We start from the raw sequence: 23,065 nt of genomic DNA, 5'->3' as shown, positions 1-23,065 counted from the left end.
GCCTGTTTCGCGCGTTGTCGGGTCCGGGTCCAGAGGGGGAATCTTGAGCGTGGAAGTCGCCCGGCCTGTCGTGCGATAGTGGGGGAAGTCGTCCCCCACGACCCCGAAATCCCGGAGGAAGCCCCATGTCGATCCGTTCGTTCGCCGCCCCTGGCCTGGCTCTCGCCCTGACCGCCGCAGCCCTCTCCGCCTGTGCGCCCACTGCCGGCGGCGGCCTGCCGAACGGGGGCCCGGCCGCCTTCAACGAGGCCGATTTCGGCTGGTCCCAGATGCCCGGCCGCAACAGCATCCAGGGCCAGATCGCCTTCGCTCGGGACGGCAAGGCCTTCGATTGCGTCGCCAGCGTCGGCCTGACGCCGGACACCCCCTACACGCGCGCCCGCATTCGCACCCTGTATGGTTCGACCCAGCGCGCAGCCGTGCCTGCCGCCGTCGTTCGCGCCCGCACCGTCGCCGACGCCAACGCCGACTATCGCACCTATGTCCGCTCCGAGCGGTGCGAGAACGGCCGTTTCCGCTTCGACGGCCTGCCCGACGGCGGCTGGTTCCTGATCGTGCCGGTCACCTCGGGCGATGCGCCCTTGGTGCTGATGCAGTCGGTGCAGACGCGCGGCGGCCGGGTCGTCTCCGTCACCCTGTGACCCGCATACCCCTTCTCACGAAGATGCGACCCCGGTAACGCGGATCGCCATCTTCTGACCACGAGCGCCCCGGACTGATCGCTGCTTCTGTGCGAGAGTTCGGGGAGCTTTTTTCTTGTCCCAACACAATATCATAGGATCCGAGGCCTTTACGCGAGGGCCTTCGGTCATCATCCGCAAATACAAGGCGGGCGGCATGCGGCGTCGCCGGTCCAAGACCATCGCCACCTTCATCGCCGGCGCGGGCGCCATGCTGGTGGTGGGCGCCGTCGCCGTCGCGGCCGTCTACGGCCCCGCCCTGGCGGGCGGCTGACATTGCGGGCTGGCCGTCAGGCCAGCCACACCATCATGCGCGTATCGGCCTCGGCCCGACGCGCCCGGCTCCACGCCCGGCGCGTCTCGCCGGTGTAGAGGAAGCCCGCCTTTTCCAGCACGCGGCCAGAGGCCGGATTGTCGGCGAAATGCCCGGCGACCAGGGCCCGGCGCTTACACTTGCGGCTGGCCCAGACCAGGGCGGCGTCCAGCGCCTCGGTGGCGAAGCCCCGACCCCAGTATTCACGCCCGATCCAATAGCCGGTTTCCGGCACCCGGTCCTCGCCCTCGAACAGGCCGATGACCCCGACGGGCCCCACGTCCTCATGGTCGATGACGAAGGTGTTGGCTCGTCTTGGGTCCTGCGAGGCGACCTGCAACACGAAGTCGTCGGCGTCGCGCATCTGGAACGGATGCGGCATCCGCTTGGTCATGCGCGCGATGTCCAGGTCGTTGGCCAGGGCGGCGATGCGCGGCGCATCCTGGGGCGCGGGCGCGCGCAGGATCAGGCGCCGGGTCTCGACGACAGGAGAGGTTTCGATGACGCACATGGGCGTTGCCTCGGATTGTCGACCATCTCCTTGAAGGGCTCGGATGGTCTTCGAGGCGGGGAAACGCAAACGGGGAGCCTGGTGATCCAGACTCCCCGCGGATTATCATCCCTGGTCCGGATCGGCTGCTGGCAGGAGCAACGCGATCCGGGACGGTCCAGACTGCGTTACTCGGCGGCCATCGCCTGAGCGGCGTCGTCGTTGGCCGCGAGAATCGACACGTAACAACGGCCGCCACGTTTGGTGGTGAATTTCACGGCGCCGTTCGTCAGGGCGAACAGGGTGTGGTCGCGGCCCATGCCCATGTTCTCACCGGCGTGGAAGGTGGTGCCGCGTTGGCGCACGATGATGTTGCCGGCCAGCACGCGCTCGCCGCCATACTTCTTCACGCCAAGGCGCTTCGACTCGGAGTCGCGACCGTTACGCGACGAACCACCGGATTTCTTGTGAGCCATCTTGCCGCTCCGTACTTTCTTGGTGCGCTACCGGCCTTTCGGCCTACTTGAGCGCGTCCGTAACTTAGGTCTGGCGCCGAGGCGCCGGTGAATGTCTTAGGCTTCGTCGCCGGCGGCTTCAGCCTTGGGCGCAGCCTTCTTCTTGGCCGGGGCCTTCTTGGCGGGAGCAGAGCTCTCGACCACGACGCCCTTGACCTCGGCGCCGTCCACGTCGGTCACGACCGTCTCGGTCGAACCCAGCGAGGACGTAGCGTCACGAGCGGCCAGGTTGCGAGCGCGCAGGTTGATCTCGGCCTTGGTGGTCAGATCGACCTTGCCGTCCCACTTGGCGGTCTCGCCGGCGCCTTCGATGCCGGTGATGCGCAGGACCGATTCCATCTGGCGATGGCCGTTCGTGCGGCGATAGCCCTGGCGACGGGTCTTCTTGAAGATCTTGATCTTCTCACCCTTGCGGGTCTCGACCAGCGTCGCGCCGACGAAGGCGCCGTCGATCAGGGGGGCGCCCAGAGTCACACCCTTGTCGCCGCCCAGCATCAGGACGCTGTCGAACTTCAGCTCAGCGCCGGCGTCGCCGTCGAGCTTTTCGACGACGATGGTGTCGCCCGGTTGGACCCGGTACTGCTTGCCGCCGGTCTTGATCACCGCGTACATGTTGAAGCCTCAGCGCAAACGCAAAAAAAGATACGCCCCCGGAGAGGGCCCCGGCGGCGAAGAGCGGCGACATATACGGAAGGGTGTCGGAGAGTCAACGCCGAACCGGGCGGAAATTCAGCCCCGGACGGATTATCCCCGCTGTCGCCGCGCCTTGAACTCAGTCCAGGGCGCAGATGTCCGGCAGGCCCCTTAGCGTCCCGGCGTGGTCCAGGCCATAACCGACCAGGAAGCGGTTGGGCGCCTCCCAACCGACGAAGTCCGGCTCGGGCGCGCGGGGCTTGGGCCAAGGCTTCCTGGCGAAGACGCAGGTCAACACTTCGGACGCGCCGGCGTCCTTGGCGATGCGCACGGCCTCGGCCAGCGACAGGCCGGTGTCGAACACGTCGTCCAGTATAAGGACGCGGCGGCCCGCGATCGGGCGCTGGAACGGCGCATAGACGTCGATTCGGCCCCGGCTGGTCTGCTCGTCGCCGTAGGAGGCCAGCCACAGGGCGTCGAAACGGACGTTGCGGCCGACGCGCGACAGGGCGCGGGTCAGGTCGGCGGCGAACCACAGGCCGCCGGTCAGCAGCACGGCGGCGACCGTATCGTCGTCGATGACGGGCGCGATGCGCTGGGCCAGGTCGGCGACGATGCGCGCCACCTCGGCCTCGGACAGAAGAACGGTCGGCGTCGGGGAGGGATCAGCCATGATGCGAGGCCGATACCGCCTCACCATGCCCCTTGTCCACAGCCCCGACCGGCCGCGCGTCGATCGGCGCGGCCGTGTTCGGCGCCTCGGCGCCGGGCGCCGTCGCCGAGCGCAGCCCCTGCGAGGTTTCGGCGGCGGGCTGCGCCGCATGCGCGGGCGCGGCCTTCGCATCATGTCCGCCGTGTTCAGCTGGGGGTTTGGCAGGCGAAGGGCTGGCTGGCGCGAAATCGACGCCGATCCCGGCCCCGTGGCCGCCCGGATCGGGGATCAGGGCGGCGAAGCCCTGGACCTTGCCCGGCAGGACCGGCGCCGCGTCGATCTTTACGATCTTGAACCCGACCTCGGCGCCGGCGGCGTCCAGCAGGGCCACGCGAATCGGCGGCGAGACGATCTCGACGTCGCGCACATTGCGGATAGCGCCGGACACCACGACCATGCCGGGATGGTTCGGCGCAGCCTTGGCCGTCAGCGCCTCGAAATCCAGCCCGACCGGATTGACCGGCGCGCCGAAGAATTTGTAGGCCGAAGCGGCTCGGGGGAAGGCCTGAACGATCTCGACACGGAACAGGAAGGCCGAAACGATCAGGCCGATGAAGACGCTGGCCAGACCCGCCCAGATCACGCCTTGGGTGGCGGCGCGGCGCAGCTTCTTCTGGCGATCGGCGCGAGCGCGGAACGCCCGGGGCAACTCCGGCGCCGGCGTTTCGGCCAGGCTGGCGGCGGTCGGTGCGGGATCGGGTTCGGGCGGGGTTGCAGGCGTGGCGGCGGCGGCGACCGCCGGGTCGGGCGCCAAGGTCAGTTCCAGCGGCTCGTCGGGCGTGGCGCGCCAGACTTCACCGCACGATTGGCAGCGCACCTTGCGGCCTTCGGGGCCTATGGCTTCGTCACGAATGAAATAGCTGGTGGCGCAGGCGGGGCAGGTCAGTATCATGTGGCTGACTGCGAGGCTGTCGCCCCCTCCCGTAAGGCGCGACGCCGCGCCCTGTTCCTGAAACACATACCATGCCGTCCTCGCCCGCCGAACCCGCCGCTATGACCGAGACCGTTCGCCTGTCTGGCGTCGGCTTCGGCTATGTCGGCGCGCCCGACGTGCTGCGGGACGTTAACCTCATTTTGCCGCGCGGCTCTTTCCACTTTCTTACCGGGCCGTCCGGGGCCGGAAAGTCTTCTCTGCTGCGTCTGCTGACGCTGGCGGACCAACCCCGAACGGGAACGCTCCGCCTGTTCGGATCGGATGTCACGCGCATCGATCGTCGCGACATCCCGGCCTTTCGGCGGCGGATGGGTGTGGTGTTCCAGGATTTCCGCCTGCTGGATCATCTGTCGGCCTTCGACAATGTCGCCCTGCCCCTGCGCCTGGCGGGCGGATCCGAGGCCGAGTACGCCGATGACGTACGCGAGATGCTGAAGTGGGTGGGCTTGGGTCGCCGCATGGAGGCCCGTCCCCCCGCCCTGTCCGGCGGCGAGAAGCAGCGGCTGGCCATCGCCCGCGCCGTCATCATCCGGCCCGGCCTGATCGTGGCCGACGAACCGACCGGCAGCGTCGACGCTGTCATGGCCGACAAGCTGCTGCGGCTGTTCCAGTCGCTGAACAAGCTGGGGGCCACCGTCCTGATCGCCAGCCATGACGAGGCCCTGGCCCAGCGGTCGGGCGCGCGCGTCTTGAGGCTGGAGGCCGGACGGCTCAGCGAACCCTCGCGGGCCGCCGCATGATCCGTCTGTCCGATTTCAGCCTGTCCAGCCGCCGGCCCGGCCTGCTGCCGCCCGCCGCAGCCGGCGAGCCGTGGCTGATGACCGTCATCGCCGTCCTGTGCTTTTTGGCCTGCCTCGCCGCCGTCGCCGCCTCCGCCGCCGACCGCGCCGCGCATGGCTGGGCCCGACAGCTTGGCGCGGAGGCCACCGTGCAGGTCCGTCCCCGCGTCGGCGAAACCGGCGACACCGCCGCCGCCCGCGCGGCCGAGACCCTGTCGGGCATCGATGGGGTGGAGGAGGCCGCCGCCCTGAGCCGCAAGGCGGCCGAGGATCTGCTGCGCCCCTGGCTGGGCGACGCGGTGCTGCCCGATCTGCCCCTGCCTCATCTGGTGACCGTGCGGCTGAACCGCGACGCCCCCGCCAGCGCCGTCACCCTGAGCCGCGCCCTGGCCGAGGCCGGGCTGGACGCCACGGTGGACGATCACAGCCTGTGGCGCGGCGAAGTCGAGCGGTCCGCCGGCATGATCACGGTCCTGGCCGGCGCCGCCTTCCTGGCCGTCGCCTTCGCTGCGGCCGCCGCCATCGCCTATGCGACCCGGGCGGGCCTGGCGGCCGGTCAGGGGGTGATCGAGACCCTGAGCCTGAACGGCGCGACCGACGGCGCCATCGCCTGGCTGTTCCAGCGGCGGTTCGGCCTTATGGCGGCCGGCGCGGGCGCGATCGGCGCCGGACTGGCGGCGGTTCTTCTGATCCTCCTGCGGTTCATCGGCGGATCGGGCGGCCTGACGGCGGCCCTGCCGATCAGCTGGAGCGACCTGGCGTTGCTCTCGCCTTGCCCGCTGCTCGCGGCTACGGTTGCGGTTCTCGCGGCGAGATTCGCCGCCATGCGAATGCTGGCTTCAGGACGGCCGACAGAGGGAGGGGGCGCATGAGACTGTTGAGCGTCATCTTCATCGCCGGTCTGATCTGGCTGGTCGGCCTGTTCGCCTTCGCCCACCGGGTGCGTGAACTGACGCCGGCCGACGACCCCGCCGGCGCCGACGCCATCGTGGCCCTGACCGGTCCGTCGTCCGAACGGGTCAACACCGCCATCCGCCTGTTGGAACAGGGCAAGGGCGAGCGGGTGCTGATCTCCGGCGTCAATCGCGAGGTGCGCCGTCAGGAGCTGCGCGAGCTGACCCCCGGCTCCAGCCGCCTTTTCAACTGCTGCGTCGATCTGGGTTTCGAGGCCGAGGACACCGTCGGCAACGCCCAGGAGATCGCCGCCTGGAGCCGCGCCAAGGGTTATCGCAGCCTGATCGTCGTGACCTCCGACTATCATATGCCGCGTTCGCTGGTCGAAATCCGGGGCCAGCTGCCGGGCGTGAAACTGACGCCCTACGCCATCTCCACCCCGTCGCTGGACAATACGCGCTGGTGGCGGGCGGCGGTGACCGCGCGCCGGATGACGCTGGAATATATGAAATACCTCGCCGTCCTGGGCCGTGAGGGCGTGCGCCGCATCACCCGCGACCGGCCCGCCGCCGTACAGGCCGAGAGCGAAACCGCCCCTGACGAAAAGGCCGCGTCCTAAGTGAACACCCTGCGTTCCCTGATCTTCACCGCCTGGCTCTATTTGTCGATGCCGATCATCGCCATCGGTCTGTCGCCGGTCCTGCTGCTGCCGCACCGCTATGTGCAGGGCGTATGCAAGCTGTGGGCGAAGATCGTCCTGTTCGGCCTGCACTGGATCGCGGGGGTCAAGGTCGAGGTGCGCGGTCTGGAGCACGCCCCGTCCGGCGCCGCCCTGATCGCATCCAAACACCAGGGAATGCTGGACATCGTGGCCCTGCTGGCCGTCCTGCCCGACGCCTGTTTCGTGATGAAGAAGGAGCTGATGCCCCTGCCCTTCTTCGGGTGGTTCGCCTGGAAGGCCAAGATGATCGCCGTGGATCGCGCGGGCCACGCCAAGGCGCTGAAAGACATGACGCGACAGGCGCGCGACCGCCTGTCCGAGGGCCGCCAGATCGTCATCTTCCCCGAGGGCACACGCAACGATCCGGGCGTGCCGGGCGACTACAAGCCCGGCGTCGCCGCCATCTATCGCGATCTGGAAGGCCCCTGCTGGCCCGTCGCCACCAACTCCGGCGTCCACTGGCCGGCCCACGGCTTCCGCCGCTATCCCGGCACGGTCGTGTTCGAATTCCTTGAGCCGATCCCGGCCCAGCTGAAGCGCGGGGCCATGATGGCGTTGCTGGAAAGTCGCATAGAGACGGCGTCGTTGGCGCTGCTGGAGCCAAAGGCCCAGCTTGCGCATTCTGAACCGGCCTGACCTCCCCGCTCGGGCGCCATCCATGGAAACGCCCGATGCTTCGCCCTCTTCTGCTCTCCGTCGCCTTCGCCGCCTTCGCCGGCTCCGCCCTGGCTCAGTCGCAACCCTATGAGCAGATCAGGCCCGTCCCCCAGAACTGGACCGTCGATCTTGGCGCGGGCGTCCTTTATCGCAACGACTCCAACGGCGACACGGGCTCAAAGACGACGGTAGCCCCTTGGGTTTCGGCCAACTATCGCGACCTGGTCTATCTGACGCCGGTCGACGGCCTAGGCTGGAACGCGATCAAGACCGACGACTTCCGTGCCGGCCTGCAACTGCGCCCGCGCTTCTCGGCCGATGATATCGAAGGCCTGACGCTGGATCGTCCGGGCTTCGGCGCGGACCTGGCCGCCTACGCCTACAAGCGTCTGCCCGGCAATGTGGTGGTCGGCGGTCGGATCAGCCGCGACGTGTCCGACGTCAGCGAGGGCACGGAATATTATGCCTCCGTCGGCCATCAGCGCGTGACGTCGGTCGGCCTGCTGAACGCCTCGGTCTACGTGCGTGGCGGCGATTCCAAACTGGCCGACGCCTACTATGGCGTCAGCACCGCCGAGGCGGCCGCCAACGGCATCAGCGCCTATTCCCCCGGCGGCGGTCTGCAGGGCGCGGGCGCCAGCCTGGTCCTGCTGGTCCCGATCGGCGACAAATGGGGCGCGGGCGGCCTGATCAACTACGAACGCCGCCTAGGCGACGTGGCCGACAGCCCGCTGTCGCAAAGCGACGACGCCGTCCGCACCGGCGTCTTCATCGCCCGTCGCTTCGGCGGCTGATAGCAAGGCGGCGGCTGCGAATGCGGCCGCCGCTTCTTGCCCTTGGATCAGGTGGCCGCGAACTCGCTGAGCGCGTCGATGACGGCGCGGTTCTGGTCTTCAGTGCCGATGGTGATGCGCAGGGCCTGAGGCAGGCCATAGCCGCCGACCGGGCGGACGATGATGCCCTTGGTGTTCAGATAGTCGTTGGCGGCGGCGGCGCGCTCGGCGCTGTCGAAGAACACCAGCACGAAGTTTCCGGCGCTGGGCAGGACGTTCAGCCCAAAGCCGCGCAGGGCCTGGGTCAGGCGCGGCTTCCAGTTCGAGATCAGATCGCGCGACGCCGTCTGGTGCGCCTCGTCCGACAGGGCGGCCGTCGCGGCCTCAAGCCCCGGCACCGAGACGTTGAACGGCAGGCGGATACGGTCGATGGCCTCGGCGACCTTCATCGGCGCATAGCCGAAACCTATCCGCAAACCGCCCAGTCCGTGGATTTTCGAGAAGGTGCGGGTGACGACGATGTTCTCGGCGTCCTTGGCCAGCGGGAAGGCGGTCTCCCAGTCGGCCTCGGTCACATATTCCGCATAGGCCTCGTCCACGACCAGGATGATGTGGGCCGGAAGCGCCGCGTGCAGGCGGCGGATTTCCTCGCCCGTATTATAGCTGCCGGTCGGGTTGGACGGATTGGAGACATAGACGATCTTGGTGCGGTCATCGACCTGGGCCAGAAGCGCGTCGACCTCGGCCTTGAAGTTCGGCTCGGGCGCCAGCTTCACCTGGGCTTCGCAACCCAGGGCGCTGATGCGGTAGGCGAGGAAACCGTACTGGCCGCAGACGATGTTGTCGCCCGCCGTCAGATAGGTCTGGTTCAACAGGGCGAAGACCTCGTCCGAGCCGTTGCCGAAGATCAGCCGCTCGGGCTCCAGCCCGTGCAGTTCCGACACCGCGTTCCGGAGCTTGGTCGCCCGGCCGTCGGGATAGATGTGGATGTTCTTGACCGCCGCCTCATAGGCCGCACGCGCCTTTTCGCCCGCGCCCAGCATGTTCTCGTTGGAGGACAGCTTCATCGGTTCGGCGACGCCGGCGATGGACGACTTGCCGCCGACATAGGGGGCGATGTCGAGGATGCCGGGCTTGGGGGCAGGGCCGTGGGTCGCGTCGGTCATGGAAAGCCTTGATCTCAGAAGATGGGGGCGGCGCCGATCACGCCGCTCATTCGTCCGGGCGCGCTCTTCAGCCGCCCGTCATCGACCTGCACATAGCCCGTCAGCATGAACAGCTTCAACCCGCCCGCCGCCGCCAGCGGATCGGCGACCAGTCCCGCGTCGCCCAGGGCGTCCACGATCTTGGTCTCGGACCAACCGCTGTCAGTGACCCAGAAGCTGCGGTCGTCGCCCGTGGGGCCGGACATCTCTTTGGATACGACAAAGGCCTGGGGCCGGCCGCGCCGGTCGTCCGGCAGGGCGGCGACGATCTTCAGTTCGGGCCGCGCCAGCAGGCGGCCCCACCACGGCCGGTCGGGCGACAGGTCGATCACGGCGCGCGAGCCCGCCTCAGCCGCCTTCAACGCCTCGTCGGCGGACAGGGGCCGCGACCGCAGACCATAGCGGTCTGTCGCCAGGGCCTGGGCTAGGCCGCCACAGACGACCAGCGCGGGTCCGGTCGCCACCTCGCTCCGGCCCCACACCGCCTTGACCGCCGCAGCCTCATCGGCCGAGGCGCCGTCCAGCAGTTGACGCAGCGCGATGGCCGAGGCGTCGGCCCGGTCGCGCGGACCGGCGGCGACCCGCGCCCGCACCGCCTCGACCAAGGCGCGATCCAGCGCCAGCAGGGCGTCGTCGGCTTCGGGTTCGTCCAGCAGGGCCATCAGAACAGCTTGGGCGCCGGGGCCAGCGGGAAGGGGCCGAGCCAGGTGCGGCCGTCGCGGAAGACCAGCGTCAGCGGCAGCTGCTCCTGTCCGGTCGCCTCGGCCGCGCCCGCTGCTGCGGCGGCCCCGGCCGCGCCGATCCGGTTGACCGGCCCCTGACGCGTCGCCATCAGGCCGGCCAGGGCGGGCAGAGGCTTTTGCGCCTGAAGCTGGACCTGGCCGGTCAGCCGGCCGTTCGCATCGGCTCTCAACACGTCGCTGGAGAGGGTCGCACGGCTGTCGCCGGCCTGCAGATCTCCGCGCACATTGCGGAACGTCCCGCCCGCCTTGGTCCAGGCCGAGAAGACGCCCGCCGCGTCGCCGCCGGTCTTCAGCAGGCTGGCCTGGCCGATCTCGGCCTCCAGCTGGGTCGTCAGGCGGCCGTCCTGGGCGAAGCCTTCGACGGGGCCGTCCGCCCGCCCCTGCCCGTCCACCAGACGAAACATGACATCGACGTCGTCGGTCGGCGCGGTCGAGGCCTCCAGATGCGGCCGGGCGTAGAGTTCGATCCGCGCGGCGCGGGCGATGGGGAAGGGTTCGGCGCCGGTCTGAGCCGTGAAGACCGGATTGACCATCTCCAGCGCCAGATTGGGCCAGCGCTGGTCGATTCCGCTGGCGCTCATGCGGATGGCGTCGCCCTTGACCGCGACCTCGCCCTTGCCGGCGCGGGTCAGCATCAGGCCTTGCGGGGCCACCACCACCCATTTGGTCGGCTGATAGGCGTTGGCCTCCGCAGTCAGTTCGGTCGCCTTGATCGCATGGCCCGACGGCGCCTGAACGATCAGGTTCGTCAACGCCACATAGGTGCGAAACGGCCAGCCGTTGATGGTCTTGTCGGCGAAGCGGATGTCCCAGCCGTCCTGACGCAGGGTCTGGACCTGGGCCTCCAGCCGCGTGTCGATCTGGCGCGTCAGGAAGATCCACCATCCTGTCCAAGCCGCCAGCGCGATCAGCACCAGGATGAAGGGCGCATACAAGCCCTTGCGGCTGTGTCGCTTGGTCGTCGAGGCGTCGGTCATGCCGGACCTATAGCGCGCCGCACCTCGCGCTTCTAGGCGGTCAGGTCGGCCAGCACTGCCTTCGCCGCCCGACGCGCATCCTCCGGCGCCAGACCCAGCAGAAGCCCGCGCTGACCGCCATTGATCAGGACCTGATCGAACAGGATGGCGGTTTCGTCCATCGCGGTGGGCACGGCCTTTCGCTGGCCGAACGGGCTGACCCCGCCGACCTTGTAGCCGGTCAGCCGTTCGGCGTCGGCGGGCTTCATCATCTGAGCCGACTTAGCCCCCAGCACCGCCGCCAGCTTCTTCATGCTGACCTCGCAATCGGACGGCACGATGACGCAGGCCGGGGCCCCGTCCACCAAGACCATCAGCGTCTTGAACACCTGCTCTGGCGCCACGCCCAGCGCCTCGGCGGCCTGCAACCCCACGCGCGGCGCGTCGGGATCATAGTCGTAGGGAAACAGATCGAAGGCGACGCCGGCCTTGGTCAGGGCGACGGTGGCGGGCGTGGTCTTGGACATCCTACGTCGTCTCGGGGTTCAGGAAGCTGCGGGTCAGTTCGACCGCATCGGCCAGGCCCATGCGCTGGACCTCGGTTCCCGGCGGCAGGCTGGCGAACAGCCGCGTCGGCGTGGCGGCGTCCAGCATCAGGAAGACCCCCTTGTCGTCGCCGCGCCGGATAAGCCGCCCGAAGGCCTGGGCGATGCGGGCGCGGGCCAGGGCATCGTCATAGCCCTTGCCTCCCAGCCGTTCGCGCCTCGCCTTGTGCAGCAAATCCGGCCGAGGCCAAGGCACACGGTCGAAGGCGAGCACCCGAAGCGACCGTCCCGGCACGTCCACCCCGTCGCGCACGGCGTCGGTGCCCAAGAGGCAGGAATTCTCCTCGACCCGGAACATATCCACCAGCGCCCCGACCTCCAGCGGATCGACGTGCTGAGCGTAGAGCGGCACGCCCGACTTCGCCAGGTCCGGCCCCAGCCGCTCATAGACTGCCTTCAATCGGCGAATGGCGGTGAACAGGCCCAGGCCCCCGCCGCCCGCCGCCAGGAACAGTTCGCGCATCGCCGCCGCCGTCTGGCGCGGATCGTCCTTGACCAGGTCGTTGACGACGATGACCCGGCTGTTGGCCGCATAGTCGAACGGGCTCTCAACCTTCAGGGTGCGGGGCGGCTCGATCAAACGCGCCGAGCCGGTCCGCAGCCGCGCCAGGTCGAACGGGTCTTCCTGCAAGGGATCGGACAGGGTGGCAGAGGTCACCAGCACACCGTGCGACGGCACGATCACGGCGGCCTCCAGCGGAACGGTCGGGTCGATCCAGTGGCGACGCAGGGCCACGTCGTGGATGCGGCCGAACGCCGTCTCGGCCGACAGCCAATCGACGAAATCGGGATCGGGCTGATCGCTCCCATCCTCCAGCGCCGCCAGCATCGACCGCCATCCCGGCAAGGTCATGCGCGCGCGCCGATCCAGTCCGCGCAGCGCCCCTTCGATGCGCGACCGCTGCGACCCGTCCAGCTCGGCCGCCTCGTCGTCGAGGATATCCTCCAGATGCCGCGACAGGGCCAGCAGCGGCGCCTCGATGGCGGCCAGGGCCTGGGCCGCCGCACGGGCGGTCTCGGCGACCGGATCGGTCACGGGCTTCAGCGCGCACTCCATGCCGAACTCGGGCCCGCCATAGGTATTGGTCTCGGCCGTGCGCGCGCGCAGCTGGTCCAGGGCGGCGGCCAGGAAGGCCTCGATCGGTCCGATGGGATTGACCTCGCCAGACGCAGGCGCGACGCGGCCCGACACGCCTTCGCCCGGCAGGGCGGCAGAGGCGCGGATGGCGTCCTGAAGCGCCTTCAGCGCCGCCTCATTGTCGCCGACCATGTCGCCCAGCCTCTGCTCCAGCCCGCGACCGCGACGCCCCCGCCCCTCCGGCCCCCGGATCCAGCGGCGCAGCTCAGCCGCCTCCTGCCCCGAGAGGCAGGCGGAAAAGGCGCTGTCGGCGGCGTCGAACAGGTGGTGGCCCTCGTCGAAGACGATCCGCTTCAGCGCCGCCGTCTCACCGTCTGACTTCTGGCCCCGCGCCGAGCGCGCGCCGTCGAACGCCGCCTGGGTCAGGACCAGAGCGTGGTTGGCGATGACCAGATCCGCGCGGCGGCTGGCGCGGATCGTCTTTTCCACGAAACAGGTGCGGTAGTGGGGACAGGCGGCGTGGACGCACTCGCCGCGCCGATCCACCAGATTGGCCGCTCCCGCCGCATGGGCGGCCGGCATGGCGAACAGGCCAGGCAGCCAGCCGGGAAAATCCCCGCCCGTCATATCGCCGTCGCGCGTATGCAGCGCCCAGCGCCCGGCCAGCGCCAGGCCGATCAGGTCGCCATTCCCCAGCTGGGCCGCCTGCACCATGTCCTGCAGATTAAGGACGCACAGATAGTTCTCGCGCCCCTTGCGGATCACCGCCTTCTTCCTGCGCTCGGCCGGATCGGGCCACAGCGAATGGCTCTCGCGGTCGATCTGGCGTTGCAGCGCGCGGGTATAGGTCGAGATCCACGCCGCTCCCTGGTTCCGCTCGGCCCACAGAGAGGCGGGCGCCAGATAGCCCAGGGTCTTGCCCGTGCCGGTCCCCGCCTCGGCCAGTAGCATGCGCGGCCGCCCCTCTTCGTTCCTCGGCGAAAAGGCGAAGGCGGCTTCGGCGGCGTAGTCCGATTGGGTCGGCCGCGTCTCGTCCAGACCCGAGGCCTGAAGCAGCTTCTCCAGCCGGATACGGGCGCTCTCGCTGTCGACCGGCGCCGATCCCGCCTCGCCGCGCGGCGCCTCGTCCTCCCATTCGGTCAGCCGCGACCAGACATCCATCCCCGACCCGCGATGCTGGCGCGCCCGCACGCTGCCGGCCTCCAGCGCCTGAACCACCCGCTCGCCCCAGGCCCAGCCAGCGCGCTGCATCGTCAGCGCCAGGACATAGGCCGCCTCGCGCTCCGGATAGGCCGGATCGGCCAATTCGCGCAGCAGCAGTCCCGCCGCCTCACGCAGGGCCGCCGCCTGTTCCTCCGCCGACTTCGGCTCGGCCAGACCCAGCGAGAGCGCCAAGCCCGTCGGCGACGGCGCACAAAAGCGCGCCGGTCGCACGAAGGCGTAAAGCTCCAGCACATCCATCAGATCAGTCGATCGCGGCGGCGGCGTCAGCCCCAGCCGGCGCGCCGTCAGCGAGGCATGCGCCACCATCACCGGCCCGGTGCTGAAGAACCCCTCGGCCGCTCCGCGCCCGATCTTCCTGGCCCCCGCCTGGTCGCACACCGCCCCTGCGCCCGGCGGCGTGGCGAGCGCCGGCGACAAGTCCGCCCACGGCTGCGCGCCGGTCAGGCGGGTTTCGGAAATGACGGATTCGTCGGACACGTCCGATAGATAGCGAGCCTGGGGCTGAAACGGAACGGGAACATGCTATATCCCGTCCGTGACGACCGCCGCCGCTCCCGCAACGCTTCCGCCCCTGTTCGCCGACTGGTTCGCGTCGCGCGGCTGGGCGCCCCGGCGGCATCAGCTGGAGATGGTCGCGGCGGGGGAGGCCGGCAGCCACGCCCTGCTGGTCGCGCCGACCGGCGGGGGCAAGACGCTGGCGGGGTTTCTGCCCAGCCTGATCGACCTGGCCGAGCGCGGACCGAAGCCGGCGACCGGGGCGGGGTCGGGGGTGCATACGCTTTATTTGTCGCCGCTGAAGGCCCTGACGACGGACGTTGAGCGCAATCTGATGACCCCGATCCGCGAGATCGGGCTGAACATCCACGTCGAGACGCGCACCGGCGACACCAAACAGTCCAAACGCCAGCGACAGCGCGACTTCCCGCCCGACATCCTGCTGACCACGCCCGAGCAGTTGGCCCTGTTCTGCGCCTGGGAAGGCGCGCGTTCCTATTTCGCCGATCTGAAATGCGTGGTGCTGGACGAGGTGCATGCGATCTGGAGCGGCAAGCGGGGGGACCTGCTGTCGCTGGGTCTGGGGCGATTGCAGAGCTTCGCTCCCGAAATGCGCCGGGTGGGGCTGAGCGCGACCATCGAGGATCCCGATCTGATCCGGGGGTGGTTGGCGCCGGGCGATGCGGAGACGAAGAACCCCTCCCCCGCTTCGCGGTCCCCCTCCCCGCAGAGCGGGGAGGAGACGCTGGCCGACCTGTCTCCTCCCCATGCCATGGGGAGGGGGACCGCCGAAGGCGGTGGAGGGGCTCTTGACGCGGTGACTCTCGTCCGCGGCGACCCCGGCGCGTCGGCGGTCATCGACGTGCTGATCTCAGAGGGCAAGGTCCCGTGGGCGGGCCACACCGGCCAGCACGCAATTCCAGAGGTCTACGCCGCCATCCAGCGTTCGACCCTGGCGCTGATCTTCGTCAACACCCGCTGGCAGTCGGAGTTCGTGTTCCAGCAGCTCTGGGCCATCAACGACGAAAATCTGCCCATCGGCCTGCACCACGGCTCGCTTGCCGCCGAGCAGCGGCGCAAGATCGAAGCGGCCATGGCGCGCGGCGATCTCAGGGCCGTGGTCTGCACCTCGACGCTGGATCTGGGCATCGACTGGGGCGACGTGGATCTGGTCATCCAGATGGCCGCGCCCAAGGGCTCCAGCCGCCTGGTCCAGCGGATCGGCCGCGCCAACCACCGGCTGGACGAGCCGTCTCGCGCGCTTCTGGTGCCCGCCAGCCGGTTCGAGATGCTAGAGTGCCAGGCGGCGCGCGAGGCCGTCGCCGACAACGCCTTCGACTGGGAGCCGGTCCATATCGGCACGCTCGACACCCTGGCCCAGCACGTCATGGGCGTCGCCTGTTCCGAGCCGTTCGACATGCAGGTCCTGTATGACGAGATCACCGGCTGCGGCCCCTACCGCGCCCTGACGTGGGAGCAGTTCGAGGAGGTGGTCGATTTCGTCGCCACCGGCGGCTATGCGCTGCGCACCTACGACCGGTTCGCCAGGATCGTGCGCACGCAAGACGGCCGCTGGAAGGTCCGAAACCAGCATATCGCCCAGCGCCACCGCATGAATGTCGGGGCCATCGTCTCTGCAGGAACGCTGAACGTACGCGTCGCCAGCCGTCGCGGCGGCGCCTCGCGCCAACTGATCGGCGGCCGCAAGGTCGGCGAGGCCGAGGAGTGGTATTTCGAACAGCTGACGCCCGGCGACACCTTCCAGTTCGCCGGCCAGACCTGGGCGTTTCAGGGCATAACCGGGACCGACGCCCTGGTCACCCACGCCAATGACAGCGACCCCAAGATTCCGTCGTGGGGCGGGTCGAAGTTCCCGCTGTCCACGTCGCTGGCCGACCGGGTGCGCACCATGATCCACGACCGCGACCACTGGCGCGTCCTGCCGCCCGACGTGCAGGAATGGCTGGAGTTGCAGGAAACCCGCTCGGTCATTCCCGACGCCGAGTCCATGCTTGTCGAAACATTCCCGCGCGGCAGCCGGCATTTCCTGGTCGCCTATCCGTTTGAGGGCAATCTGGCCCACACCACCCTGTGCATGCTGTTGACCCGGCGGCTGGACCGAATGGGCGTCGGGCCGCTGGGGTTCGTCGTCACCGACTATTCGCTGGCCATCTGGTCGATCAAGCCGATGGATGCGATCGACCTGGACGCCCTGTTCCAGCCGGACATGCTGGGCGACGATCTGGAAGCCTGGCTGGAGGAAAGCTTCATGATGAAGCGCTCCTTCCGCAATTGCGCCCTGATCTCGGGCTTGATCGAACGCCGCCAGCCCGGCGCCGAAAAGACCGGCCGGCAGGTGACCTTCTCCACCGACCTGATCTACGACGTGCTGCGCCGCCACCAACCTGACCATCTGCTGCTGAAGACCGCGCGCGCCGACGCCGCCTCCGGTCTGCTGGACGTCGGTCGTCTGGGCCAGATGCTGACGCGGATCGAGGGCCGCATCCGCCACCAACCCCTGAACCGCGCCTCGCCCTTCTGCGTGCCCGTGCTGGTCCAGATCGGACGCGAGCGGGTCAGCGGAGACGCCGCCGAAATGATCTTGGACGAGAGCGCCGACCTGCTGATCGCCGAAGTCATGGGCGACGCCGAGCCGCCAAGCCAGTCGGGGGCCGCCGCATGAACGCCGCCCTGCGTCAGACCCTGTCCCCGGCCCGCAAGATCTGCGGTTCGCTGAGCGTGCGGATCGCGGGCGAGGCCTGCGTGCTGCGCTGTTCCGGAGCGATGTGGGTTCCGGCCCACGGCGCCCTGATCGTCGCAGACCTGCATCTGGAAAAGGGGTCAGCCTTCGCCGTGCGCGGCCAGCTTCTGCCGCCCTATGACAGCCGCGCCACGCTGGACAGGCTGGAAGCCGAGATCGTCGAACTGAACCCCGCCATGGTCGTGCTGCTGGGCGACAGTTTCCATGACACCAAGGCCATTCCCCGTATGGCGGCCGACGACCGGGCGCGTCTGGATCGTCTGGCGGCCGGGCGCGATTGGCTGTGGCTGGAAGGCAATCACGACCGCGAGGCGCTCGCTCGCGATGCGGACACGGCATCCCGCCTGCCCGGCCGGATCGTCGGCGATATGGCCTTGGGCGCGCTGCGCTTGACCCACGAACCGGAGGCGCTGAGCGCCAACGACGACCGTCGTGGCGAGGTCGCGGGCCACCTGCACCCCGCCGCCAAGGTCGCCGCCTATGGACGCGGCGTGCGCCGCCCTTGCTTCGTCACCGACGGATCACGCATCGTCCTGCCGGCCTTCGGCGCCTTCACCGGCGGGCTGAACGTGCTCGATCCCGCCATCGCCGACCTGTTCGCCGCTCCGCCGCTGGCCGCCGCCCTGGGACGCGACCGTGTCCACGCCCTGGATTGGGCGATCCTGCGATAGTCTGTTCGTAAAGCGTTCAGCACGTCGCTTCACCGCATCTTGGCGGACGGCGATGCAGGATGACGGCGGATCAAGGTCACGGACACCCGCCTCATGCTCACGCCCCGCCGCATCGTCATGGCCGCCCGCCTCGGCTTCGCCCTGGCGGCCTTGGGCATGGCCGTCTTGATGCTGGGACCGTTCCAGGGTCTGGAACAGGTCTTCGGCCTGAATGACAAGGCCGCCCACGTGATCGCCTTCTATGGCGTGGCCAGCGGCCTGTTCCTGATCGCGCCGAACCAGCGCCGCGACGACCTGGCCCTCTATGTCATCGCCGCCGCCTTCGGGGCGGAACTGCTTCAGGCCCTGACCGGCCGCAGCGTCTCCGTCATCGATTTCCTGGCGGGCGCGGCCGGCGTCGCCGCCGCCTGGGCGCCGGGACGAATCGAACAGTTGCGCCAGGCCTTCCGCCGCCACCCGGGTATGACTCTGGCCGAGATCGACCGTCTGGATCGCCGACTGCGCCGTCGCCGCGTCGAAACCAGCCGCCCGGGCGTCGCCGTCCTGCGCCCCTAGGGCTCCAGCTCGATGTCCCAATAGAGGTAGTCCAGCCAGCTCTGGTGCAGATAGTGCGGCGGGAAGCGTCGGCCGGCGTCCTGAAGCTGCCAGGCGTTGGGGCGATAGGGTTCGCGGCGGATCGGCATCATCGCCTGGCGCGGCGTTCGCCCGCCCTTGGCCAGATTGCAGGGGCTGCAGGCCGCGACGATATTGTCCCAGGTCGTGCGTCCGCCCTGTGAGCGCGGGATGACGTGGTCGAAGGTCAACTCAGCCGACTGACCGCAGTACTGACAGGCGAAGCCGTCGCGCAGAAAGACGTTGAAGCGGGTGAATGCGGGGCTGCGGTCCTGATCTACATAGCTGCGCAGCGCGATCACGCTGGGAAGCTGCATCTCCATCGACGGGGAGCGGACGACCTTGTCATACAGGGACACCACGTCCACGCGGTCCTGATAGACCGCCTTGACCGCCTCCTCCCACGGCCACAGCGACAGCGGATAGTACGACAGCGGCCGGAAGTCGGCGTTCAGCACCAAGGCGGGAAAACCGGAGGGCGGTCGATGGAGAACCTGCATCAGGCCCTCCCGCGCGGACGGGGGGATTTTGAGGCGACAGAGGTGAGGACACGTCTCCTTCCCTAGTCTTGTGAGATCAGCCTACCCCTGATTCCCGCTCATCGCCATGACCAGTGTGCAGCGTTTTCGTGACGTCCTGCCTCAGACCCGGCGCGCGTGGGTCGGGAACCCCGGCAGGGTCCAGCCCCAGCGCAGGGCGGCGGCCCGCAGCAGGAGGCCCGACAGCGCCGCAACGATGGCGGCAGGCCAGACGCCAACGCCCGGCGCCCTCAGCACCATATAGACCGTCGCCGCCAGGATCGCGGCCGTGACGTTGATTTCTCGCCGCAGCAGGATCGACGGCTGACCCGCCAGGGTGTCGCGCACCACCCCGCCGAAACAGGCTGTCAGCGTGCCCATGACGATGCATATCAAGGCCGGCGCCCCGGCCGCCTCGGCCTTGGCCGCCCCCATGACGCCATAGGCCGCAAGACCCACGGCATCCAGCCACAGCAGGGCGCGAAACCGCCAGTCGCGCTGCCCCACTAGCCAAAGGGCCGTCGAGGCGAACAGGCACACCGCCAGATAGCGCCAATCCTGCACCCAGAAGACCGGAAGGCCCAGCAACAGGTCACGCAGCGTTCCGCCGCCCACGCCGGTGATGGCGCCGAAGAAGGCGAAGGTGACGACATCGTGCTTCTCGCGCGCGGCGGCCAGGGCGCCGGTGGCGGCGAAAACCGCCACGCCGGCGAAATCCAGCGCGGTCAGCACGGTCTGCGGATTGCGCAGCGGTTCGGTCAGAGCGGGATCGAGCGGGGTCATGCCGACGCATCCAGCGCGATCTCGCCGCGCTTCACGCCCGTGTACCAGGCCCACAGCAGGTGGGTGGCGACCGCACGATAGGGCCGCCAGATCTCGGCGCGAGCATAGGCGCCCTTCTGATCGGGCCGCACTTCTGCGCCGTCCGCCCAGCGGATCGCCTCCTGCAGGGCCACGTCGCCGCCCGGGAAGACATCCAGCCGCCCCTCGCACATCATCAGATAGGCCTCGGCCGTCCACAGGCCCACGCCCTTCAGCGCCGTCAGGGAAGCGATCGCCGCCTCGTCGTCCAGATTGGCCAGATGCTCCAGATCGATCTCGCCCGCGATCTGCGCCCGCGCGATGCCCTGTCCATAGGTCGCCTTCTGTCGCGACAGACCCATGCCGCGCAGTTGATCCAGATCGTGCGCCAGCAACAGCTCGGGCGTGATGCCGCCCATGCCTTCACGCAGCCGCGCCCAGACCGAAGCGGCCGAGGCCACCGACACCTGTTGCTCCACGATCATGCGGAACAAACCTTCGAACCCGCCAACTCTCAACCGCCACTCCAGCGGCGGCGTCTGGGCGTCCACGCGAACGAGCGCCGGATCAGCGGTGACCAGCACCCGGCGCGCGGCGGCGATATCATCAGGCGTGGGTGCGAGCGGCATACGCTATGCTTACGGCCCGTCGCGCTTGTCGGAAAGAGCGGGGGCGCCGTTGAGGACCGCAAACCGCTAAGGAGCGTCGTGATGTTCGCCACCCGCTTCGCCCCCTCGCCTACCGGCCGCCTGCACAAGGGCCACGCCTTTTCGGCCCTGACCGCCTGGACGGCGGCGAAGTCGGCGGGCGGGCGGTTCGTGCTGCGCATCGAGGATATCGATCCGACGCGATGCCGGCCGGAAGATGAGGCCGACATTCTGCAGGACCTGGCCTGGCTGGGTCTGGACTGGGAGACGCCGGTCCGGCGCCAGTCGGATCATCTCGGAGAGTACGCCGCCGTGATCGAAAATCTGCGGGCGCGCGGCCTGCTGTATCGATGTTTTCGCACGCGCAAGGAGATCCTGAGCGCCATCGGCGACGCGCCGCACGGGGCGATGGAGGCGGCGAGGCCCGGTCCGCATTCAGCGGAGGAGGAGGCGCACCTTCTGGCCTCGGGTGCTGCTTTCGCCTGGCGGCTGTCGCTGGACAGGACGCGGGAAACTCTGGGCGAGCCGGCCTGGAATGGCCTCAGTTTCGTCGAGGAGGGCGAGGGTCCGAACGGCGAAACCGGCGTCGTCGCCGTCGATCCCGAGGCAGCGGGCGATGTCGTTCTGGCGCGCAAGGATACGGGCGTCGCCTATCATCTGGCCGTGACCCATGACGACGCCCTGCAGGGGATCACCCATGTGATCCGGGGTCAGGACCTGTTCGAGGCCACGCACGTGCAGCGGCTGATCCAGACCCTGATGGACTGGCCGGCGCCGACCTATCGCCATCATGCCTTGCTGACAGGGCCGGACGGGCGGCGCTACGCCAAGCGCGATCGCTCAATCACCCTGGCCGAGCTGAGGGCCGGCGGATTGACGGCCGAAGCCCTGCGCGCCGAACTGGGCTTCAGCTCCGCCGGCTGAAGATGCGCGAGGCGCCATAGCCTGTCAGGGCGGCCAGGACGACGCACAGCACGCCGTACAGCCACGGCCGACGGTGGGCGAACTCATAGATGTCGCGCTCCAGTCCGACCTTTTCGACCGTCAGGGTCAGATTCGACACCGACTGCGGCTCGCCGTCCTTAAACAGCCAGACCTCGGCGTAGTATTTGCCGGTGGGCGCCACGGTCGGCAGCTTGACCTCGGCGCGGAACAGGCCCCGGTCGACGAACTCGACGCCTTCGGAATCGGTGTCATAGAGGGCGGCGGCCTCCTTCAGCCGGATCACCGCGCGGCGCCAATCCAGATAGTCGTCGCCCAGACGGCTGACGACCACATCGCGCACGCCGTAGCGGGTGACGGTGCGGCTTTCCTCGGGCGCGTCGATGCGCAGGTGATCGACGCCGACGCCGAGGCGGCGCAGCTGGCCGAAGTCCGCGATATCACTGAGCGGGCGCGTCGAGGCGGTCATGTAGAAGCCGGGCGCACCCTCGAACAGCACGGGCCGGCTGTTCAGCCAGACACCGGACGTGCGCGTCTTCTTGACCAGGCGGATCGGCGCGTCCGGCCCGCGCACCACGACCACGACATCCGCAGGTTCGGGCGTCGGATTGAACACCGCGCCGTATAGGACGATGGACGCGCCCCGGAAACTGCTATCGACCCGGACCTGGGCGTCGGTCAGGGCGGCGGCGACGCGCAGGTCGCCGGTCGTTGCTTCGGACCGATCGAGCGGCGGGGCTGCGACGGGGGGCGGAGGAGGAGGAAGCGCCTGCATCAGTCGGCGATCCCCGGCGCGATCATGAAGATGTCGTTGGGCCTCACGAACAGATCCAGGCCCATCTGGATCCCGACCAGCAGCACGATCAGTCCTAGCGCCGCCCGCAGTTCCTCGGCGCGGAACCGCCCGGCGAAGCGTGCGCCGATCTGGGCGCCGACGACGCCGCCGAGCAGGAGAATGGTGGACAGCACGATGTCGACCGTCTGGTTACGCCCAGCCTGAAGGATGGTGGTGATGGCGGTGGTGATGATGATCTGGAACAGGCTGGTGCCCACCACCGCGCCCGCCCTCATGCGCAGGATATAGAGCATGGCCGGCACCAGGATGAAGCCGCCGCCCACCCCCATGATGGCCGACAGGACGCCCGCGAAGACGCCCAGGCCGAACGGCGGCAAGGCGCTGATATAGAGGCCCGACTTCGGGAACTTCATTTTCAGCGGCAGACCATAGAGCCACATCGGCCGCCGACGCTGCTTGTGCGGCGCGGGCAGCCCTCGGCGGCGGCGCAGGATCTCGGTCAGGCTCTCGTTCAGCATCAGAATGCCGATCGCGCCCAGGAAGACGAGATAGGACAGGGCCACGACGAGGTCGGCCTGGCCCAGCAGGCGCAGGTAGCGAAACAGCTCGACCCCCGCCAGGGCGCCGGCCGCGCCGCCGGCCGCCATCACCGATCCCATCTTGAAATCGACCGACCCCGCGCCCGCATAGCGGATGACGCCCGACGTCGAGGAGGCCACGACGTGGCTGGCCTGGCTGGCGACGGCGACGGTCGGGGGGATGCCCAGGAAGACCAGGATCGGCGCCATCAGGAAGCCGCCGCCGATGCCGAACAGGCCGGACACGAATCCGACCACCGCCCCCAGGATCACCAGGGTCGGCCAGTTCACCGAAACCTCGGCGATCGGCAGATAGATGTCCAAAGGACGCG

General features: G+C 69.1%; 26 protein-coding genes. 11 read left to right on the top strand and 15 right to left on the bottom strand.

Going from position 1 to position 23,065, the window contains the following annotated elements:
- Positions 1–125 precede the first annotated feature (125 nt).
- Both ASF31_RS09650 and ASF31_RS09645 read left to right on the top strand, forming a co-directional pair.
- Positions 126–641 carry a hypothetical protein gene (locus ASF31_RS09650; RefSeq protein WP_055754436.1) on the top strand — a complete coding sequence of 172 codons (516 nt, stop codon included), beginning with the start codon at positions 126–128 and terminating at the stop codon, positions 639–641.
- 115 nt (positions 642–756) lie between these two features.
- Positions 757–954: a hypothetical protein gene (locus tag ASF31_RS09645; RefSeq protein WP_039244035.1), complete on the top strand. Its 198-nt coding sequence runs from the start codon at positions 757–759 to the stop codon at positions 952–954.
- Between the two features lie 16 nt (positions 955–970).
- Here the strand turns inward: ASF31_RS09645 and ASF31_RS09640 are convergent, their stop codons facing one another.
- From ASF31_RS09640 to ASF31_RS09620, 5 genes are all read right to left on the bottom strand, one after another.
- Positions 971–1,504, bottom strand: coding sequence for a GNAT family N-acetyltransferase (locus ASF31_RS09640; RefSeq protein WP_055754435.1), 534 nt, complete (start codon positions 1,502–1,504; stop codon positions 971–973).
- A 167-nt stretch (positions 1,505–1,671) separates the two neighbouring features.
- Entirely contained in the window at positions 1,672–1,959 is a 288-nt protein-coding gene (gene rpmA, locus ASF31_RS09635) for a 50S ribosomal protein L27 (RefSeq protein ID WP_039244031.1), read from the bottom strand.
- 96 nt (positions 1,960–2,055) lie between these two features.
- On the bottom strand, positions 2,056–2,610 hold the full coding sequence (rplU, locus tag ASF31_RS09630; RefSeq protein ID WP_017506418.1) for a 50S ribosomal protein L21: 555 nt from the start codon (positions 2,608–2,610) through the stop codon (positions 2,056–2,058).
- Between the two features lie 160 nt (positions 2,611–2,770).
- The gene (locus ASF31_RS09625) at positions 2,771–3,304 is read right to left on the bottom strand and encodes a phosphoribosyltransferase (RefSeq protein ID WP_055754434.1); all 534 of its coding nucleotides are present in this window, start codon (positions 3,302–3,304) and stop codon (positions 2,771–2,773) included.
- Positions 3,297–4,235, bottom strand: a complete 939-nt coding sequence (locus tag ASF31_RS09620; protein WP_055754433.1) for an MJ0042-type zinc finger domain-containing protein — start codon at positions 4,233–4,235, stop codon at positions 3,297–3,299. Before ASF31_RS09620 ends, ASF31_RS09625 begins: the two co-directional genes overlap by 8 nt.
- 71 nt (positions 4,236–4,306) lie before the next feature.
- Between ASF31_RS09620 and ASF31_RS09615 the strand changes: the two genes are divergently transcribed.
- The 5 genes from ASF31_RS09615 to ASF31_RS09595 are packed head-to-tail and all read left to right on the top strand — an operon-like array spanning position 4,307 to position 8,122.
- Positions 4,307–5,017 carry a cell division ATP-binding protein FtsE gene (locus ASF31_RS09615; RefSeq protein WP_055754432.1) on the top strand — a complete coding sequence of 237 codons (711 nt, stop codon included), beginning with the start codon at positions 4,307–4,309 and terminating at the stop codon, positions 5,015–5,017.
- Positions 5,014–5,928, top strand: a complete 915-nt coding sequence (locus ASF31_RS09610) for an ABC transporter permease (protein ID WP_082465102.1) — start codon at positions 5,014–5,016, stop codon at positions 5,926–5,928. Before ASF31_RS09615 ends, ASF31_RS09610 begins: the two co-directional genes overlap by 4 nt.
- Positions 5,925–6,569 carry a YdcF family protein gene (locus tag ASF31_RS09605; protein ID WP_055754431.1) on the top strand — a complete coding sequence of 215 codons (645 nt, stop codon included), beginning with the start codon at positions 5,925–5,927 and terminating at the stop codon, positions 6,567–6,569. Before ASF31_RS09610 ends, ASF31_RS09605 begins: the two co-directional genes overlap by 4 nt.
- Entirely contained in the window at positions 6,570–7,307 is a 738-nt protein-coding gene (locus ASF31_RS09600; RefSeq protein WP_055754430.1) for a 1-acyl-sn-glycerol-3-phosphate acyltransferase, read from the top strand.
- Positions 7,308–7,342: 35 nt separating this feature from the next.
- Positions 7,343–8,122: a MipA/OmpV family protein gene (locus ASF31_RS09595; protein WP_055754429.1), complete on the top strand. Its 780-nt coding sequence runs from the start codon at positions 7,343–7,345 to the stop codon at positions 8,120–8,122.
- A gap of 47 nt (positions 8,123–8,169) precedes the next feature.
- On the opposite strand, the gene hisC is transcribed toward ASF31_RS09595, so the two are convergent.
- From hisC to ASF31_RS09570, 5 genes are read right to left on the bottom strand one after another with little or no spacing between them, the layout of a single operon-like run.
- Entirely contained in the window at positions 8,170–9,267 is a 1,098-nt protein-coding gene (gene hisC / locus ASF31_RS09590; protein ID WP_055754428.1) for a histidinol-phosphate transaminase, read from the bottom strand.
- Positions 9,268–9,281: 14 nt separating this feature from the next.
- Positions 9,282–9,968, bottom strand: coding sequence for a hypothetical protein (locus ASF31_RS09585; protein WP_055754427.1), 687 nt, complete (start codon positions 9,966–9,968; stop codon positions 9,282–9,284).
- Entirely contained in the window at positions 9,968–11,026 is a 1,059-nt protein-coding gene (locus ASF31_RS09580; RefSeq protein WP_055754426.1) for a DUF2125 domain-containing protein, read from the bottom strand. The genes ASF31_RS09585 and ASF31_RS09580 overlap by 1 nt, the downstream gene beginning before the upstream one ends.
- A gap of 32 nt (positions 11,027–11,058) precedes the next feature.
- Entirely contained in the window at positions 11,059–11,532 is a 474-nt protein-coding gene (gene ybaK, locus ASF31_RS09575) for a Cys-tRNA(Pro) deacylase (RefSeq protein ID WP_055754425.1), read from the bottom strand.
- A 1-nt stretch (position 11,533) separates the two neighbouring features.
- Positions 11,534–14,389 (bottom strand): ATP-dependent DNA helicase, encoded by a 2,856-nt coding sequence (locus ASF31_RS09570; protein ID WP_055754424.1) that lies wholly within the window; start codon positions 14,387–14,389, stop codon positions 11,534–11,536.
- A gap of 151 nt (positions 14,390–14,540) precedes the next feature.
- Between ASF31_RS09570 and ASF31_RS09565 the strand changes: the two genes are divergently transcribed.
- From ASF31_RS09565 to ASF31_RS09555, 3 genes are all read left to right on the top strand, one after another.
- On the top strand, positions 14,541–17,090 hold the full coding sequence (locus ASF31_RS09565) for a ligase-associated DNA damage response DEXH box helicase (RefSeq protein WP_235551306.1): 2,550 nt from the start codon (positions 14,541–14,543) through the stop codon (positions 17,088–17,090).
- On the top strand, positions 17,087–17,839 hold the full coding sequence (gene pdeM / locus ASF31_RS09560; RefSeq protein WP_055754422.1) for a ligase-associated DNA damage response endonuclease PdeM: 753 nt from the start codon (positions 17,087–17,089) through the stop codon (positions 17,837–17,839). Before ASF31_RS09565 ends, pdeM begins: the two co-directional genes overlap by 4 nt.
- Before the next feature lie 93 nt (positions 17,840–17,932).
- On the top strand, positions 17,933–18,394 hold the full coding sequence (locus ASF31_RS09555) for a hypothetical protein (RefSeq protein WP_055754421.1): 462 nt from the start codon (positions 17,933–17,935) through the stop codon (positions 18,392–18,394).
- Here the strand turns inward: ASF31_RS09555 and ASF31_RS09550 are convergent.
- The 3 genes from ASF31_RS09550 to ASF31_RS09540 form a co-directional block, all read right to left on the bottom strand.
- Complete coding sequence (locus tag ASF31_RS09550) at positions 18,391–18,951, bottom strand: HNH endonuclease (protein WP_026108602.1); 561 nt, start codon at positions 18,949–18,951, stop codon at positions 18,391–18,393. The genes ASF31_RS09555 and ASF31_RS09550 overlap by 4 nt on opposite strands.
- 141 nt (positions 18,952–19,092) lie before the next feature.
- Complete coding sequence (locus tag ASF31_RS09545; RefSeq protein ID WP_055754420.1) at positions 19,093–19,752, bottom strand: trimeric intracellular cation channel family protein; 660 nt, start codon at positions 19,750–19,752, stop codon at positions 19,093–19,095.
- Positions 19,749–20,399 carry a DNA-3-methyladenine glycosylase gene (locus ASF31_RS09540; RefSeq protein WP_055754419.1) on the bottom strand — a complete coding sequence of 217 codons (651 nt, stop codon included), beginning with the start codon at positions 20,397–20,399 and terminating at the stop codon, positions 19,749–19,751. The genes ASF31_RS09545 and ASF31_RS09540 overlap by 4 nt, the downstream gene beginning before the upstream one ends.
- 78 nt (positions 20,400–20,477) lie before the next feature.
- Here ASF31_RS09540 and gluQRS point away from each other — a divergent pair, with 78 nt between their 5' ends.
- Positions 20,478–21,341 carry a tRNA glutamyl-Q(34) synthetase GluQRS gene (gluQRS, locus tag ASF31_RS09535; protein WP_055754418.1) on the top strand — a complete coding sequence of 288 codons (864 nt, stop codon included), beginning with the start codon at positions 20,478–20,480 and terminating at the stop codon, positions 21,339–21,341.
- On the opposite strand, the gene ASF31_RS09530 is transcribed toward gluQRS, so the two are convergent.
- The gene (locus ASF31_RS09530; RefSeq protein ID WP_055754417.1) at positions 21,325–22,134 is read right to left on the bottom strand and encodes a TIGR02186 family protein; all 810 of its coding nucleotides are present in this window, start codon (positions 22,132–22,134) and stop codon (positions 21,325–21,327) included. The two genes, gluQRS and ASF31_RS09530, sit on opposite strands and share 17 nt — an antisense overlap.
- Positions 22,134–23,057 (bottom strand): sulfite exporter TauE/SafE family protein, encoded by a 924-nt coding sequence (locus ASF31_RS09525; protein WP_017506607.1) that lies wholly within the window; start codon positions 23,055–23,057, stop codon positions 22,134–22,136. The genes ASF31_RS09530 and ASF31_RS09525 overlap by 1 nt, the downstream gene beginning before the upstream one ends.
- Between the last annotated feature and the right edge of the window lie 8 nt (positions 23,058–23,065).

It is taken from the genome of Brevundimonas sp. Leaf280, from assembly GCF_001422455.1.
Lineage (GTDB): Bacteria > Pseudomonadota > Alphaproteobacteria > Caulobacterales > Caulobacteraceae > Brevundimonas.
The sequence above is the reverse complement of the archived record's forward strand: the minus strand, read 5'-3'. Positions and strand labels throughout refer to the sequence as shown.

Excerpts from the sequence above, each read along its gene's own strand:
- ASF31_RS09565 (WP_235551306.1), top strand. The coding sequence starts at position 14,541 with ATGGTCGCGGCGGGGGAGGCCGGCAGCCACGCCCTGCTGGTCGCGCCG.
- rpmA (WP_039244031.1), bottom strand. The coding sequence starts at position 1,959 with ATGGCTCACAAGAAATCCGGTGGTTCGTCGCGTAACGGTCGCGACTCC.
- ASF31_RS09545 (WP_055754420.1), bottom strand. The coding sequence starts at position 19,752 with ATGACCCCGCTCGATCCCGCTCTGACCGAACCGCTGCGCAATCCGCAG.
- ASF31_RS09530 (WP_055754417.1), bottom strand. The coding sequence starts at position 22,134 with ATGCAGGCGCTTCCTCCTCCTCCGCCCCCCGTCGCAGCCCCGCCGCTC.
- ASF31_RS09650 (WP_055754436.1), top strand. The coding sequence starts at position 126 with ATGTCGATCCGTTCGTTCGCCGCCCCTGGCCTGGCTCTCGCCCTGACC.
- pdeM (WP_055754422.1), top strand. The coding sequence starts at position 17,087 with ATGAACGCCGCCCTGCGTCAGACCCTGTCCCCGGCCCGCAAGATCTGC.
- ASF31_RS09620 (WP_055754433.1), bottom strand. The coding sequence starts at position 4,235 with ATGATACTGACCTGCCCCGCCTGCGCCACCAGCTATTTCATTCGTGAC.
- ASF31_RS09540 (WP_055754419.1), bottom strand. The coding sequence starts at position 20,399 with ATGCCGCTCGCACCCACGCCTGATGATATCGCCGCCGCGCGCCGGGTG.
- ASF31_RS09555 (WP_055754421.1), top strand. The coding sequence starts at position 17,933 with ATGCTCACGCCCCGCCGCATCGTCATGGCCGCCCGCCTCGGCTTCGCC.
- ASF31_RS09605 (WP_055754431.1), top strand. The coding sequence starts at position 5,925 with ATGAGACTGTTGAGCGTCATCTTCATCGCCGGTCTGATCTGGCTGGTC.
- ASF31_RS09585 (WP_055754427.1), bottom strand. The coding sequence starts at position 9,968 with ATGGCCCTGCTGGACGAACCCGAAGCCGACGACGCCCTGCTGGCGCTG.
- hisC (WP_055754428.1), bottom strand. The coding sequence starts at position 9,267 with ATGACCGACGCGACCCACGGCCCTGCCCCCAAGCCCGGCATCCTCGAC.
- ybaK (WP_055754425.1), bottom strand. The coding sequence starts at position 11,532 with ATGTCCAAGACCACGCCCGCCACCGTCGCCCTGACCAAGGCCGGCGTC.
- ASF31_RS09595 (WP_055754429.1), top strand. The coding sequence starts at position 7,343 with ATGCTTCGCCCTCTTCTGCTCTCCGTCGCCTTCGCCGCCTTCGCCGGC.
- ASF31_RS09580 (WP_055754426.1), bottom strand. The coding sequence starts at position 11,026 with ATGACCGACGCCTCGACGACCAAGCGACACAGCCGCAAGGGCTTGTAT.
- ASF31_RS09615 (WP_055754432.1), top strand. The coding sequence starts at position 4,307 with ATGCCGTCCTCGCCCGCCGAACCCGCCGCTATGACCGAGACCGTTCGC.
- ASF31_RS09550 (WP_026108602.1), bottom strand. The coding sequence starts at position 18,951 with ATGCAGGTTCTCCATCGACCGCCCTCCGGTTTTCCCGCCTTGGTGCTG.
- ASF31_RS09610 (WP_082465102.1), top strand. The coding sequence starts at position 5,014 with ATGATCCGTCTGTCCGATTTCAGCCTGTCCAGCCGCCGGCCCGGCCTG.
- ASF31_RS09625 (WP_055754434.1), bottom strand. The coding sequence starts at position 3,304 with ATGGCTGATCCCTCCCCGACGCCGACCGTTCTTCTGTCCGAGGCCGAG.
- rplU (WP_017506418.1), bottom strand. The coding sequence starts at position 2,610 with ATGTACGCGGTGATCAAGACCGGCGGCAAGCAGTACCGGGTCCAACCG.
- ASF31_RS09640 (WP_055754435.1), bottom strand. The coding sequence starts at position 1,504 with ATGTGCGTCATCGAAACCTCTCCTGTCGTCGAGACCCGGCGCCTGATC.